This window comes from Rouxiella sp. S1S-2, from assembly GCF_009208105.1.
GTDB lineage: Bacteria > Pseudomonadota > Gammaproteobacteria > Enterobacterales > Enterobacteriaceae > Rouxiella.
This window is the reverse complement of record NZ_WFKL01000001.1, coordinates 4,277,334-4,290,789: the sequence shown is the minus strand read 5'-3', so window position 1 is coordinate 4,290,789 and position 13,456 is coordinate 4,277,334. Positions and strand designations below refer to the sequence as shown.

Here is a 13,456-nt window from a genome sequence, read left to right as displayed (position 1 = left end):
AGCTTGAAAGAGGCAGAATATGACTAAAGCTTCTCTAACGCCCAGGCTATTCCGCTGGCATATTCCGCTGGCAGCAAAGGAACAAGCGCCTGCAGATTATCTTTGAGCAGCAGAGGACTTGCGTCGTTGAGGTTAAGGTGCCCAACTTTGCGACCGGTGCGCACTTCTTTGTCATACCAGTGCAGATGCACCAGCGGTTGACTCAGCCAGGCAGTGTTTACATCGGTACCAATCAGGTTCACCATCACAGATGGCGTACTGACAACCGGCGTTGGTAAGGGCAGCGCGAGAATCGCCCGCAGATGCAGTTCAAACTGGCTGATGGATGCGCCATTTTGCGTCCAGTGGCCGCTATTGTGCACGCGCGGTGCCAGCTCGTTAATCAACAAGCCTTCAGGAACAATAAAACATTCCATCGCCATCACGCCAACATAGCCCAGCTCGTTCATAATGGCTGACAGCATAGACTCAGCCTGCTGCTGTTGCGCGGTATTCGGCGTCGGTAAGGCCACGCTGGTGCGTAAGATACCGTCCTGATGCAGATTGTGGGTCAAGGGATAAAATACCGTCTTCCCATCGTGCCCGCGCGCGCCAACCAGTGAGACTTCACCAGAGAAATTAATACCCTGCTCGACGATACACTCACCGTAGCAATCCTGTGGCAGAGTAGCTTCTTCACCCTGACGGAAACGCCACTGTCCACGGCCGTCATAGCCGCCAACGCGACGTTTAACGATCGCCAGCTCACCCAGGCGGGCATAAATATCCGCCCATTCTGCGGTATCGGCCAGCAACTGCCACGGAGCGGTAGCTAAACCTAATTGGTCAAGCAGCTGCTTTTGGGTCAGTCGGTCGGCCAGACGTGGGAAAATATCACGATTCACAAAGCCGGTATGGCTTGCCAACTCACGAGTTAACGCAGTTTCTGGCCAGCGCTCAACTTCAGCGGTGATCACGCTATTTTGAAAAGGAACAGCTTCAGGTTCGGCGTCGATACCCACCGGATAAACGGCGATGCCCAAGGGTTCTCCTGCCTGACGCAGCATGCGGCCTAACTGACCGTTTCCGAGTACGCAGACCGGCTTCATGCTTCCTCCCGCGGGTCGGGATTATTCAGGACTTCGTCAGTTTGTTCTTTGCGCCAGGTGGCTAATGCACCCGCAATGCGGCTGTCATGCAAAGCTAAAATTTGTGCGGCGAGCAGGGCTGCATTCGCTGCGCCCGCTTTACCTATAGCCAGCGTACCCACCGGAATACCGCGCGGCATTTGTACGATGGAATAAAGACTGTCAACGCCGCTCAGAGCGGCGCTTTGTACCGGCACGCCCAGCACAGGAACCAGTGTTTTCGCCGCGATCATACCCGGCAGATGCGCAGCACCACCGGCACCCGCGATGATCACATCCAGTCCATTTTCAGACGCTTGCTCGGCAAAGCTGAACAGTTTGTCCGGCGTGCGATGAGCGGAGACTACCTCGACATGAAAAGGGATATTCAGCGTTGTGAGGACGTCTGCAGCGAACTGCATGGTAGCCCAGTCACTTTTAGACCCCATGACGATAGCGATTTTTGCCGGGGTAACGTTGGATGTCATGCCTGTAAAGCTCCTGTGATTATGCAAGCGTTGTCAGGTGGCGGTACAAACAAAATGTTTACCTGACCGAGAGGGCGCAAATAATAGCACGGCAAAACCGCAAGGAAAACGGTTGCGTCGCCGGAATCTGGCGAAGATTCAGCAATCACTCAATGTAATCAAGGGGAAATAAATTCCTTGATTAATGGTATTGCTTAAAACGGGAAGGTAATAAGCTCTACGCCATCGGCGGTCACTTTCACCACGGAGCCTTCCTCGTGCCAGGCCCCGAGCACGGCGCGGTGACCTAACGTTTCGCCAAGTTCAACGTTGTGAATGGCCGGTCGATGAGTATGGCCGTGGATCATCCACTCAACGCCGTGAGTCTGCATTTCTTGCACCACCGCGTGCTGATTAACATCCATAATTGTCAGATCTTTATGGCTGTTTGACGCCTTGCTTCCGGCACGCATTTTGGCGGCAATCTGCAGTCGCCATTTGAGCGGAAGCATGAGGAAAAGTTTTTGAATAAGAGGGTTATGCACTTTTTTGCGAAACTTTTGATAGCTCACGTCGTCAATGCACAGGGTATCGCCGTGTAAAATCAGCACTCGACGCCCATAAAGTTCCAGCACCTTCTTTTCCGGCAATAACGTCATCAGGCTGTCGCGGGCAAAACGCCGACCCAGCAAAAAATCCCGATTACCGTGAATAAAAAAGCAGGGAACGCCCTGTTGATGCAACGCATTGAGAGCACTGGCGATTTCTGCATGCAACGGTTGGGGATCATCGTCACCGATCCAGGCTTCAAACAGGTCACCTAGAATGTAGAGCGCTTCGGCCTGTGGCGCATCTTCGCGCAAAAAACGCAGAAAACCGGCAGTAATTGCCGGTTCCTGTACGCAAAGATGGATATCTGCGATAAAAAACGTTGTCATTCCTGCGTCGCGTTATTCGCTAACGGTAACGCTTTTGATGATTACGTCTTCTACTGGTACGTCCTGGTGCATGCCGCTGCGGCCCGTTTTAACTGATTTGATTTTTTCAACAACGTCCAGACCGCCGGTCACTTCTGCAAATACGCAGTAGCCCCAGCCCTGAGCGTTTTGACCGCTGAAGTTCAGGAAATCATTATCAGTCACGTTGATGAAAAACTGTGCGGTGGCGGAATGTGGATCGTTGGTACGCGCCATTGCCAGCGTGCCGCGGGTGTTTTTCAGACCGTTGTTCGCTTCGTTCTTGATAGGTGCATCGGTGTTTTTCTGGTTCATACCAGGCTCAAAACCGCCGCCCTGGATCATGAAACCGTTAATCACACGGTGGAAAATAGTGTTGTCGTAGAAACCTTTACGGCAATAGTTCAGGAAGTTTTCAACGGTGACTGGCGCTTTGTCAGCAAAGGTGTTGATAACGATGTCGCCGTGATTGGTGTGAAAAGTGACCATAATAATCATCCTGCTTTTGTTAGTGTTTACTCATTGATGAGGCAGTACTATAGCCTTTTCTTATACCATAACTCAAAAGTAGCCGTCAGCCCCTTGTGTTTAAGAGGGCCATTTAAGACAGAATGACGAACACATAGACGGTTTAATTGTTATATTATAACAATATTGACGTGGCTAATATGCGTATCGCGCGGCTTATAACGTTTCAGCAGCGGGCTTTTCGTTATATTATGAGCGGTATACGTGTAACTATTTGCCATTGAATCACACCATAATTACCCACAACACAATTGGAATAGCTCGATGCTGAAGATTTTTAACACCCTGAGTCGCCAAAAAGAGGAATTTAAACCAATTCATGCCGGAAAAATCGGTATGTACGTGTGTGGGATTACCGTTTACGACCTCTGTCACATTGGACATGGGCGTACTTTTGTTTCTTTTGACGTCGTGGCGCGTTATTTACGTTATTCAGGCTATGCGCTGAAATACGTGCGTAATATCACCGACATTGACGATAAAATTATTAAACGTGCTGCCGATAATGGCGAGGGTTTTAACGATCTCACCCACCGGATGATCGCTGAAATGCACGCCGATTTCGACGCATTAGGGATCCTGCCTCCGGATCTGGAGCCGCGCGCGACTCACCATATTCCCGAGATCATTGAGATCGTCCAGCGTTTGATTGACCGAGATCACGCCTACGTGGCCATCAATGGAGACGTGATGTTTTCGGTGGCGAGCGATCCTGAATACGGATTGCTGTCTCGTCAGGATCTCGACCAACTTCAGGCCGGTGCACGCGTTGAAGTGGCCGATGTAAAACGTAATCCGATGGATTTCGTGCTGTGGAAAATGTCCAAAGAGGGCGAACCAAGCTGGAATTCGCCTTGGGGTAACGGTCGTCCAGGTTGGCATATTGAGTGTTCGGCTATGAACTGCAAACAACTGGGTTCGCATTTTGATATTCACGGCGGTGGCTCTGATCTGATGTTCCCGCACCATGAAAATGAAATTGCCCAGTCAAGCTGTGCGCACGATGGTCCTTACGTCAATACCTGGATGCACTCGGGTATGGTAATGATTGACCGCGAAAAAATGTCTAAATCGCTGGATAACTTTTTCACCGTTCGCGACGTGCTGAAATACTACGACGCCGAAAGCGTGCGTTATTTCCTGATGTCGGGCCACTATCGCAGTCAGTTAAACTACAGCGAAGAAAATCTAAAACTGGCACGTACTTCAATGGAGCGTCTTTACACTGCACTGCGTGGAACCGATGCGAGCGCCTTGCCGGCAGGCGGCGAAGCCTTTGAAGCGCGTTTTCGTGCCGCAATGGATGATGATTTCAACACGCCGGAAGCCTACTCGGTGCTGTTTGACATGGCGCGCGATATTAATCGCCTGAAGGCTGAAAATCCGGCCGCGGCCAACGGCTTGGCGGCTGAATTACGTCGTTTGGCGGGCGTTTTGGGGCTGTTGACACAAGATCCGGAGCAGTTCCTGCAGTCCGGAGCGCAGGCTGACGGCAATGGCGAAGTGACTGAAATTGAAGCGTTGATCAAACAGCGTAACGACGCGCGTGCCAGTAAAAATTGGGCCATGGCCGACCAAGCTCGCGACCGTTTAAACGAGATGGGTATCGTGCTGGAAGATGGGGCCGCGGGCACCACCTGGCGTCGTAAATAAATCTACAGATTTACAGTTCGGTTTTTCCCCATAAAAAAACGGCGGTTAATTGCTTAACCGCCGTTTTTTGCGTTATCAACTGGGCTGATTACGCGGAGGCTTTAACCACCATTTTGCTACTGGCGAATTCAACCTGCTGATCGGCCAGAATTTTGCAACGTTTGCGGGTTTCGACCTTCCCGTTGACCTTAACCTGACCTTCGGCAATCACCGCTTTAGCTGCTGCGCCGCTCTCACACCAGCCCATAAATTTGAGCAGATCGCAGAGTTCAACGTGCGGGTGAGATTCGAGAAAAAAAGTTTCCATGCCATCCTGTCTTAGTGAGTATTCACGTCGTGATATTCCTCGCAAGCCTGCAAGGTATTTTGAATAAGTGTAGCAACAGTCATAGGACCAACGCCACCTGGAACCGGCGTAATGAAAGATGCGCGTTCAGAGGCCGCTTCAAATTCCACATCGCCGACTACTTTACCACTTTCCAGACGGTTAATACCGACATCAATCACGATAGCACCCGGTTTGATCCATTCCCCTGGAATAAAGCCCGGTTTACCGACCGCGACTACCACCAAATCAGCGTTCTCGACGTGGTGACGCAGATTTTTGGTGAAGCGGTGCGTGACGGTCGTGGTGCAACCGGCTAACAGCAGTTCCATGCTCATCGGACGGCCCACAATGTTAGATGCACCAATGACCACGGCATTCAGGCCGAAGGTGTCGATATTATAACGCTCCAGCAGCGTCACAATGCCGCGCGGTGTGCAAGGGCGCAGCTTTGGCGCACGTTGGCACAGACGCCCGACGTTGTAAGGATGAAAACCGTCTACGTCTTTGTCCGGATGAATATTTTCGAGTACTTTTACGTTATCGATACCGGCGGGCAGGGGAAGCTGCACCAGAATGCCATCGATTGCGTCGTCGTTATTCAGTTGGTCGATCAGCGCCAGCAGTTCACCTTCAGTGGTGGTCGCAGGCAAATCGTATGAACGGGAAAGAAAACCAACCTCATCACAGGCTTTGCGTTTGCTGGCAACATAAATTTGTGATGCTGGGTTTTCGCCGACCAGCACGACAGCCAGTCCAGGTGCGCGTTTACCCTGCGCGAGGCGTTGCTTTACTTTTTCACCGACTTCGCTTCTGACCTGCTGCGCAATCGTTTTACCGTCAATAATCTTTGCTGCCATCTGGGGAGAAATCCATCTTTTAAAAAATGCGGGGGATGCGCCTATTTTGTCAGAACATGCGGCTGCTGTCAGGCGCTGAATGGCAATAAGCTGAACAGATAATAGTCAGGTAGCTGGTATTTTTAACACTAAACCCTAAAAATGCCTGACAGGCCGGTGAGTTAATCATTTTATTACTAATGCATATGAGCCTGCGATTTTCGCAGAGCAAATAAGGAAACGCAGTTATGACACGTAAAGTTGGCACTGTCGGTGCCGGCCATGTGGGTGCGGATAGTGCTAATAATCAGTAAGCGAAAATTCATGACGCTGAGCGCTTTCATATTGAAATTTATTTAATTTCAGGTGGATCAGCTGTCATTTAGAGATAAATTACGGCTAAATTGCTCAGGCATTAAGCAGTAAGCGCGAAAGCCATTGACTCGACACCGGTGGCCCGTATAATCCGAGTCCGCTGTACTGCCTTTTAGCAGTTTAATGCGCCCTTAGCTCAGTTGGATAGAGCAACGGCCTTCTAAGCCGTAGGTCACAGGTTCGAGCCCTGTAGGGCGTACCATTAAGATTCAATGAGTTACGCTATACGCAACCCCGCCTGATTTTCCCCTTGTGTCGTATTTGTGTCGTCATCACCTAAAAGTGAGTCAGCGTCTGTCTCAACCCATAAAAACTGAGATCCGTTATTCCTACCCGTAAATCAACTTATTGAAGAAGCAGAGCTGCAATCGCAATTAATGCAGGCAACGCCTGAACATAAAGTATTTTCCTGGTGGCGGTGATGGCCCCATAGATACCGGCGATGAGCACGCAGCTTAGAAAGAATATCTTAAACTGAAATCCGCTTTCACCTAACCACACGCCATAAAACAGCCCCGCCGCTAAAAATCCATTGTAGAGGCCCTGATTCCCTGCCAACACTTTTGTTGCAGCAGAGAAATCGGTGCTGAGCTTAAACGCTTTGCGGCCTACGCGGGTGTCCCAGAGAAACATTTCAAGGATGAGGATATAGACATGAATAATCGCGACCATCACTATGAGAATGCTTGATAACATATTGGACCTCATCGACGTGAAAAACGGTTTGATGCAAGTATATGTGTCAGCTAAATTTCTGCCATTCCAGAGTATTACCCTTGCGAGGCAGAGGGGCTGAATTCTGCCTATGATCAGATTACTTATTTCAGGAAATATTAATGGCGGCGAGTCAATGAATAATTATTTTTTGTTGTTTACAAAATTGAAATCCATCGCGAAACTTTTGAAATTTTCATATACGGCGGCGTTAGGGAATTTAGGTAACTTAGCCGTTTTAACAGCGTTAGTCGCTGCATTACAGAAAGCTAAAACTCCACTCATGGTTTTCACCCCTGGCACTGCACCTTCGGGCGACAAACCAATTTTAAGCGAGCATCGCTTTCCCGGATAGAGTGATGCATCTGTGAATTTTGCTTGTATAGCCCTAGCTATGCCTATTGTATAATCAGACGATTGCTGGCTTATCATGCTCGCTTCATCTTGCTTTGTTTGCGGAGTCATTTTAGTTGATTGAGTGGAGGATGAAATCTTTTTGGAATAGTCACTGAACATTTGAGCTATTGCTTCATTTTCAGCCGGTGATGCTGGCGTTGAATTTGCCGATTGATTTAACGATGTCGGCACGGTAGTGCGCGTTTCACAGCCAATGAGTGCAGTCGTTGAAGCGAGAGCTATAACAATATTTATTTTCATCAAACGTCCCTGTGATGTTGTGTACTCAATGGATGAATTTAGTTTCATAATATCTTATGAAATCAATCAACCTATTATTGACTCCTTTGCGACAATGATACTCAAGTAAGTTGCCCATCATTTTATGCCCACTTTTTCAAATCTTATCCTCAAGAAATTCAATAAATGCTCTGACCTTGGCGTTTAGAGCCGAACGTTCGGTGACGCAGGCATAGATATTCATCGGTAAAGCTTCGGCACAAGCGGTATCGTCAGTATTCGAATTAAACAAGGGGATCAGTTTACCGCTGTCGATCAGGGGCTGCGCTATAAAGCTCGCAAGTCGGGCGATACCTCCTCCGTTTAGCGCTATTTGCGTAATAATATCGATGTCATCACTGACGAATCCGGGATTCATTTTAGCGTCAAAGCGTGTGCCATTAAGCATGAAGGACCAGGGAAGAAAACGGCCATCCGTTGGATAGCGAAACACCAGACAGGCGTGATTACTTAGGCAATCGGGGGTGTTGGGTATGCCAGCGCGTTCAAGATAATCAGGCGCCGCGCAAAACACGAAAGGAAGTGAGGCGATGCGGCGGGCAATAAGCTGATCGTTTAACTGTGCCTCTATGCGAATGCTGATATCGACAGACTCCAGTCGATGATCAACGTTGCGATCCGTGCTGATTATTTCGATTTCAATGTTCGGATAGGCATCTTTAAAGGCTGGCATATGCGGTGCGAGCACGTGTCTGCCAAACGCCGCCGTAGTGGCAACGCAAAGTCGCCCGTGGGGCTTGGTTTCAAGGGCGGCGGCCTGTGAGGCGAGATCAATATCCTGAGGTATATGGCGCACTTTTTCAAAATAACGGGTGCCGCTGTCGGTAAGCGTCATGCTGCGTGTGGTGCGTGAAAGCAGGCGCACGCCCAAATGTGTCTCAAGACGAGAAATACTCTGGCTAACCGCCGCAGGGCTCATACCCTGTGCCCGGGCTGCTGCTGCAATACTGCCGTTCTCAACGACACGAATATAGGTCTTGATCAGCCCCAAAATGTCCATCACATCCTCAATGGTCGATTCGTAATTATTACTTAATAGTGATTAAAGCATAGCGACACTACCGACGTCTTGATTGACTTGTTAGGTTAGTCGCTGTTTTTTCAATCATAGTTGAATAGGACCGATCAATGATGCAAAGAATTTTCAATAAAACGGCAAAATTTCGTTTCCCAAAGCACGTCTCTCCTTATATTTTTGCTCTGTATATGGCAACTATCATGGCGTTTCTTATGTGCCTGGTGATCACTTTAGCCGAATTTGGAATAGATGAGCATTACATGAGAAATGTGATGAATGCATATCAAGTGGCCATGCCTTCAGCATTCTTTTGTGTGCTTGTCGTGCGTCCCATTGTTGCATGGCTGATAGGGTGGACCGTGCAAGGGCATTAAAGTAGGGCGTTAAGCTGCGGACAATTTCTGGACTCTTCCCCTGAATGAGCTGGAAGATACAGTGAAGCCCCTATTCGGGGCTTCTGCTTGATTTAAATAGGACGAAAATGCACTAATTATCATAGGAACAAGATGTTATAGGGATTTTTTAAGCAAAAATCAGGCCTCGTTAATTAATTACCTGTTGAAATTAATTAATGAGAAACTGTCGAGGATTTTAGGTAATGTCATCCACTGGGTCTTTTGAATTGCGACAGTCAGGTCACATTGAACCGTTTCACCTCACAGAATTTATAAAGTATTAATTTAAAATGGCATATCTCTGCTGTTTTTTACTTTTACGTTGATCTTTCTAAGCAGATTCCTAACCCTTCCTCCACTAAAAAATATCTTGCTAGTCAATTTGGTAGGTGTTCTTGACTGCGGGGGCTTTACCGTCATAATCTTAACCCTCACAAAAAAAATACATTATCCGTGCATTTTTCTGCGTTTGTTTTTACCTATAACTTACTTCAGTACCGGGTCATTTCCATCAACGGTGGAAAGGTCGTGGCCATAGGCGCAACAGAGCGCGGTTACCTACCGCAAGCCAGTTGCAATGGAGTAAATCAAAGGTTAGGGGAAGGTCTATGTTTGCGTTATTTATACGTTATGTTGGCGTTGGTGTTTTTAACACGGTAATACATTGGGTTATATTTTCGTTACTTTACTATTTCGGTCAAACACAGGCTGTAAGCAATATCATTGCATTTATTGTCTCTGTGACATTCTCGTTCTTTGCTAATTCAAAATTCACTTTTGAACAAAAAGCCACGTCAAAAGGCTACATAATCTTTGTTGCGTTTATGGGCGTGCTCAGCGCACTGTGCGGATGGATCTCGGACAAATTACACATCAATCCAATAATAACGCTTGTAGAGTTCTCCTTGGTGAGTTTGATTTTCGGGTTTTTATTCTCAAAATTAGTTGTATTTAGGAAAAAAGATGAAAATATCGTTAGTCATCCCCGTATTAAATGAAGAAGAAGCGATACCTATTTTCTACAAGACAGTAAGGGAGCTGGAGGCTTTAAAAAAATATGAGGTTGAGTTGGTGTTCATCAATGATGGAAGCACAGACTCGACTGAAAACATCCTAAATATGCTTGAAACAGCCGATCCTCTGGTCAACGTTTTTTCCTTTACTCGTAACTTTGGCAAAGAGCCTGCACTTTTCTGCGGTCTGGAAAAAGCGACCGGTGATGCAGTAATCCCTATTGACGTCGATCTACAGGATCCTATCGAAGTCGTTCCATTACTGATTGAAAAGTGGGAGCAGGGAGCTGACATTGTGCTTGCTAAAAGAATGGACCGTACCAGCGACAGCCTGCTTAAAAGAAAAACGGCAGAGTGGTTTTACACCTTACATAACAAAATTAGTAATCCACAAATTGAAGAAAATGTCGGTGATTTTAGATTGATTTCACGCTCTGTTGTTGAACATATTAAACTTTTACCTGAGAAAAATCTGTTTATGAAGGGGATCCTTTCATGGGTAGGGGGTGAGACAGCAATCGTCGAGTATAAGAGAAAAGCGCGTGTTGTCGGCGGAACAAAATTCAACGGCTGGAAGCTTTGGAATCTTGCTGTTGAAGGGATAACGAGTTTTTCAACGTTTCCCCTTAGAATATGGATGTATATTGGCGTTCTCATTTCAAGTTTTGCTTTTTTATTTGGCATGTGGATTATTTTAACCACGTTGTTTTATGGCAACCCGGTGAGAGGATATCCCTCACTTCTCGTATCTGTACTGTTCTTGGGCGGGGTGCAGTTAATTGGGATTGGCATCTTGGGTGAATATATTGGCAGAATTTACAATGAAGTTAAAAACAGGCCGAAATTTATATTGAGAGATAAGAAATGATCAGGTTAAAAGACAATAGCGCTTATGTATTTATTACGTCGTTAGTGGCTTACTTATTTGTCTATGGATTTGAAATAAGTCACTTTACCCTTTCGGTCGACGAAGAGTATATGAATAATTCATTGCATACTCTTTCATTGGGGAGGTGGGGCCACACTCTTCTGCATATGTACGTTTTACCTGAGCCCTGGCTACCTTTCTTTTCAATAACGACAGGTATCATTTTCCTGGCGTTATCCAATATATTTATCTGCAAGTATCTTAAGCTGGACTTGGTCCATTCGGTTATTTTCTCGATTTTGCTCGTTGGTATGCCACAGGCGGCGTTCCAGCTTGAATTTGGTAACCAGGCTGACACCTACGGAATTTCAGTCTTTTTGACCACTGTGTCAATTTTGTTTTTTGCCGAGAAGTCGCTGAAAAATAGTATCATTTTCGTGTTAGCCAACGCATTTGCCATCTCTATTTACCAATCGTCAATCGTTACACCAATAACTATTTTCCTGTTAAAAGAGATGTTTGACTACTTCCGCAATGAGCCTGAATATAAAACCAGTCTTGGTAATTCAATTAAGAGTTTGATTCGACTCTTAGCCCTGCTCATCGCTTCCTACATTGTTTACAAAATTATTCTTATTCTCGTGATGAAGGCTTTTGGGGTCAGTCAGTCCCCGTATTTAGCTGATTTTATCGGCTGGAATTTGGGTGTTGCCCACGGAATTAAGTTTGGTTTTGGCAGTGTCATAAAATACACCTCATTTATCTTTGCGCCTTATGGGATGAAGCATTTCTCATTCGTCTTGCCTGCACTGTTGGCAATACTGATCATTGCGTTCAAGAGAAAAAGACTCGAGATCTTCCTTTGTGGCTTCTTGGCATTAATTTCCGTATTTGCAATAAATATAGGTATTGGCTCTAACCTTCCACCACGAACGTTAATTGAAGCACCGATGGTCTTTGCTGGGTTAATTACCTTTGTCATTTTCGCCACGCAAAAACGTGACGTCGGAATCATCTTCTCTGTCGTGATACTGTTCTTCGCCTGTCTCTTTTCCAGTAAACTTTTCTACAGCGATTACGCGGCGCGTGAAGCGGATTCCTACGTAGCTCAAGAGATTGTTAGCAGAATACATGAAAAGGTCGACGGCTTTGACGAAACCAAAACCCCGGTATTCTTTACAGGAACTTTCACGCCTCAGAATGTCTGGAAAATAGAAAACTCTGATGCGTTCGGTTTCTCATTCTTTGAAGGCAAAAGATATCGCATCCTTAACTACTTGAAAGTCATTAACCTTGCCAACTTTACGCAACCACCTGATGATAAAGTCAGTGAATTAGTGGCTTATTCCAAGAGCATGAGCACTTGGCCATCCAGCGGCTCAGTTGCACTCACTGACGGTATCGTGATTGTTAAGTTGGGGAGTGACAACACAGAAAACGAAGACTTCAAGATTGATTTAAGAAACCGTTAGCGGTGACTGATTGCCGCCCATGAATATGACTTGGGCGGCGCTAAAGGTTTGCATGCTGCACCGATTGCGGTTTCATCGGGGCGACCACTACGTTGATGTTTTTATCCTTCATGCGCTGAATAATCGGCAGCGGTGTGCCCTGATTGACGATGACCACGTCAAATTCCGAAAGGTGAGCAAAACTGTGCAGGGCGCGGCGTTCGAATTTCGTGTGATCAACCAGTAAAATGCGCTTTTGGGCGGAATCAAACATGGCACGTTTGGTTTCAACCATTTCGGCCGACTGGTGAAATACCCGGTCGTCAATAATGGCCGACATGCTGACAAAAAACATGTCTGCTCGCAGGTTATTGATTTCATTGCGAGTCATCTGGCCCATAAAGGCATTACACCAGTTATAAAACTGACCGCCAAGGCCCATCAACGTGATGTCGCGCATCTCCTTTAGTTCGGTCATCACGGTCAGTGAGTTGGTGATAACGGTGAGTGGTGCTTTGGAAGGCAGAAAGCGGGCCATTTGCAAAACGGTGGTGGAATCATCAAAAAATATTGCCTGTCCGGGTTCAAGATAGCCTGCGGCAACCTCGGCGAGCGCGCATTTTTCTTCAAGCTGGCGGGTGGAGCGATAGACGTCGCTGGATTCAATCAGGCTCGTGGGTGTGGCTGAGACGACGCCGCGCGATTTTCTCAGCAGGCCGCGCTCGACCAGTTCATCAATATCACGGTGCGCGGTCATCAGGCTGATACTGAAACGCTCGGTGATGTCTTCAATGCGCATGGCGCTTTCTGCCATCACCGCTTCAACAATAAGCTGACGACGCGCAAGTTGCCGTGCCTGACGGCTGTCGCTTGGCAGGGCTTCTGCCATAAAAACGTCAACAGCATTATTTTGTGGTGCCTGGGCCATAGTGATATCCAAAAGACGAATTATCGTAACCCCATCATTTAACTCACCAGTTGGGGTGTCCTGTTGCAAAACGGCCTATTACAACGCTGATTTCCCGGTTTGGCAAATCAGCGTTTCGGTTAGG

The 13,456-nt window shown here is 47.1% G+C and carries 15 protein-coding genes and 1 tRNA gene; 6 read left to right on the top strand and 10 right to left on the bottom strand.

All coding sequences use genetic code 11. The annotated features are described in order from the left end of the window. Positions 1-23 precede the first annotated feature (23 nt). From purK to ppiB, 4 genes are all read right to left on the bottom strand, one after another. The gene (purK, locus tag GA565_RS19655) at positions 24-1,088 is read right to left on the bottom strand and encodes a 5-(carboxyamino)imidazole ribonucleotide synthase (protein WP_152200248.1); all 1,065 of its coding nucleotides are present in this window, start codon (positions 1,086-1,088) and stop codon (positions 24-26) included. Beyond that, positions 1,085-1,594, bottom strand: coding sequence for a 5-(carboxyamino)imidazole ribonucleotide mutase (gene purE, locus GA565_RS19650; RefSeq protein WP_055776955.1), 510 nt, complete (start codon positions 1,592-1,594; stop codon positions 1,085-1,087). The genes purK and purE overlap by 4 nt, the downstream gene beginning before the upstream one ends. 194 nt (positions 1,595-1,788) lie before the next feature. Beyond that, complete coding sequence (gene lpxH, locus GA565_RS19645) at positions 1,789-2,511, bottom strand: UDP-2,3-diacylglucosamine diphosphatase (RefSeq protein WP_152200246.1); 723 nt, start codon at positions 2,509-2,511, stop codon at positions 1,789-1,791. A 12-nt stretch (positions 2,512-2,523) separates the two neighbouring features. Next, a complete protein-coding gene (gene ppiB, locus GA565_RS19640; RefSeq protein ID WP_055776963.1) occupies positions 2,524-3,018 on the bottom strand; it encodes a peptidylprolyl isomerase B in 495 nt (164 codons plus the stop codon). A gap of 303 nt (positions 3,019-3,321) precedes the next feature. On the opposite strand from ppiB, the gene cysS reads away from it, so the two are divergent. Then, positions 3,322-4,710 (top strand): cysteine--tRNA ligase, encoded by a 1,389-nt coding sequence (gene cysS / locus GA565_RS19635; RefSeq protein WP_152200245.1) that lies wholly within the window; start codon positions 3,322-3,324, stop codon positions 4,708-4,710. Positions 4,711-4,798: 88 nt separating this feature from the next. Here the strand turns inward: cysS and ybcJ are convergent, their stop codons facing one another. Next, positions 4,799-5,017 (bottom strand): ribosome-associated protein YbcJ, encoded by a 219-nt coding sequence (gene ybcJ / locus GA565_RS19630; protein WP_009638470.1) that lies wholly within the window; start codon positions 5,015-5,017, stop codon positions 4,799-4,801. Between the two features lie 11 nt (positions 5,018-5,028). After that, a complete protein-coding gene (gene folD / locus GA565_RS19625; RefSeq protein ID WP_152200243.1) occupies positions 5,029-5,895 on the bottom strand; it encodes a bifunctional methylenetetrahydrofolate dehydrogenase/methenyltetrahydrofolate cyclohydrolase FolD in 867 nt (288 codons plus the stop codon). Positions 5,896-6,374: 479 nt separating this feature from the next. Between folD and GA565_RS19620 the strand changes: the two genes are divergently transcribed. Beyond that, a tRNA-Arg gene (locus tag GA565_RS19620) sits at positions 6,375-6,451 on the top strand. Between the two features lie 143 nt (positions 6,452-6,594). Here the strand turns inward: GA565_RS19620 and GA565_RS19615 are convergent. From GA565_RS19615 to GA565_RS19605, 3 genes are all read right to left on the bottom strand, one after another. Further along, entirely contained in the window at positions 6,595-6,945 is a 351-nt protein-coding gene (locus tag GA565_RS19615; RefSeq protein ID WP_152200241.1) for a DUF1304 domain-containing protein, read from the bottom strand. Positions 6,946-7,107: 162 nt separating this feature from the next. Further along, a complete protein-coding gene (gene tolA, locus GA565_RS19610; RefSeq protein ID WP_193311939.1) occupies positions 7,108-7,620 on the bottom strand; it encodes a cell envelope integrity protein TolA in 513 nt (170 codons plus the stop codon). Positions 7,621-7,756: 136 nt separating this feature from the next. Next, positions 7,757-8,659, bottom strand: a complete 903-nt coding sequence (locus tag GA565_RS19605) for a LysR family transcriptional regulator (RefSeq protein WP_152200237.1) — start codon at positions 8,657-8,659, stop codon at positions 7,757-7,759. Positions 8,660-8,787: 128 nt separating this feature from the next. Between GA565_RS19605 and GA565_RS19600 the strand changes: the two genes are divergently transcribed. The 4 genes from GA565_RS19600 (at position 8,788) to GA565_RS19585 (ending at position 12,425) form a co-directional block, all read left to right on the top strand. Continuing rightward, positions 8,788-9,051: a DUF2798 domain-containing protein gene (locus GA565_RS19600; protein ID WP_226950998.1), complete on the top strand. Its 264-nt coding sequence runs from the start codon at positions 8,788-8,790 to the stop codon at positions 9,049-9,051. Positions 9,052-9,680: 629 nt separating this feature from the next. After that, on the top strand, positions 9,681-10,070 hold the full coding sequence (locus GA565_RS19595) for a GtrA family protein (protein WP_152200236.1): 390 nt from the start codon (positions 9,681-9,683) through the stop codon (positions 10,068-10,070). Continuing rightward, a complete protein-coding gene (locus GA565_RS19590; RefSeq protein WP_152200234.1) occupies positions 10,036-10,953 on the top strand; it encodes a glycosyltransferase family 2 protein in 918 nt (305 codons plus the stop codon). The genes GA565_RS19595 and GA565_RS19590 overlap by 35 nt, the downstream gene beginning before the upstream one ends. Next, a complete protein-coding gene (locus tag GA565_RS19585) occupies positions 10,950-12,425 on the top strand; it encodes a glucosyltransferase domain-containing protein (protein ID WP_152200232.1) in 1,476 nt (491 codons plus the stop codon). The genes GA565_RS19590 and GA565_RS19585 overlap by 4 nt, the downstream gene beginning before the upstream one ends. Before the next feature lie 40 nt (positions 12,426-12,465). Here GA565_RS19585 and GA565_RS19580 read toward each other — a convergent pair whose 3' ends face one another. Continuing rightward, positions 12,466-13,332 carry a DeoR/GlpR family DNA-binding transcription regulator gene (locus GA565_RS19580; protein ID WP_152200230.1) on the bottom strand — a complete coding sequence of 289 codons (867 nt, stop codon included), beginning with the start codon at positions 13,330-13,332 and terminating at the stop codon, positions 12,466-12,468. Between the last annotated feature and the right edge of the window lie 124 nt (positions 13,333-13,456).

Excerpts from the sequence above, each read along its gene's own strand:
- purK (WP_152200248.1), bottom strand. The coding sequence starts at position 1,088 with ATGAAGCCGGTCTGCGTACTCGGAAACGGTCAGTTAGGCCGCATGCTG.
- GA565_RS19580 (WP_152200230.1), bottom strand. The coding sequence starts at position 13,332 with ATGGCCCAGGCACCACAAAATAATGCTGTTGACGTTTTTATGGCAGAA.
- GA565_RS19605 (WP_152200237.1), bottom strand. The coding sequence starts at position 8,659 with ATGGACATTTTGGGGCTGATCAAGACCTATATTCGTGTCGTTGAGAAC.
- ybcJ (WP_009638470.1), bottom strand. The coding sequence starts at position 5,017 with ATGGAAACTTTTTTTCTCGAATCTCACCCGCACGTTGAACTCTGCGAT.
- lpxH (WP_152200246.1), bottom strand. The coding sequence starts at position 2,511 with ATGACAACGTTTTTTATCGCAGATATCCATCTTTGCGTACAGGAACCG.
- ppiB (WP_055776963.1), bottom strand. The coding sequence starts at position 3,018 with ATGGTCACTTTTCACACCAATCACGGCGACATCGTTATCAACACCTTT.
- purE (WP_055776955.1), bottom strand. The coding sequence starts at position 1,594 with ATGACATCCAACGTTACCCCGGCAAAAATCGCTATCGTCATGGGGTCT.
- GA565_RS19615 (WP_152200241.1), bottom strand. The coding sequence starts at position 6,945 with ATGTTATCAAGCATTCTCATAGTGATGGTCGCGATTATTCATGTCTAT.
- cysS (WP_152200245.1), top strand. The coding sequence starts at position 3,322 with ATGCTGAAGATTTTTAACACCCTGAGTCGCCAAAAAGAGGAATTTAAA.
- GA565_RS19595 (WP_152200236.1), top strand. The coding sequence starts at position 9,681 with ATGTTTGCGTTATTTATACGTTATGTTGGCGTTGGTGTTTTTAACACG.
- GA565_RS19600 (WP_226950998.1), top strand. The coding sequence starts at position 8,788 with ATGATGCAAAGAATTTTCAATAAAACGGCAAAATTTCGTTTCCCAAAG.
- GA565_RS19590 (WP_152200234.1), top strand. The coding sequence starts at position 10,036 with ATGAAAATATCGTTAGTCATCCCCGTATTAAATGAAGAAGAAGCGATA.
- folD (WP_152200243.1), bottom strand. The coding sequence starts at position 5,895 with ATGGCAGCAAAGATTATTGACGGTAAAACGATTGCGCAGCAGGTCAGA.
- tolA (WP_193311939.1), bottom strand. The coding sequence starts at position 7,620 with ATGAAAATAAATATTGTTATAGCTCTCGCTTCAACGACTGCACTCATT.
- GA565_RS19585 (WP_152200232.1), top strand. The coding sequence starts at position 10,950 with ATGATCAGGTTAAAAGACAATAGCGCTTATGTATTTATTACGTCGTTA.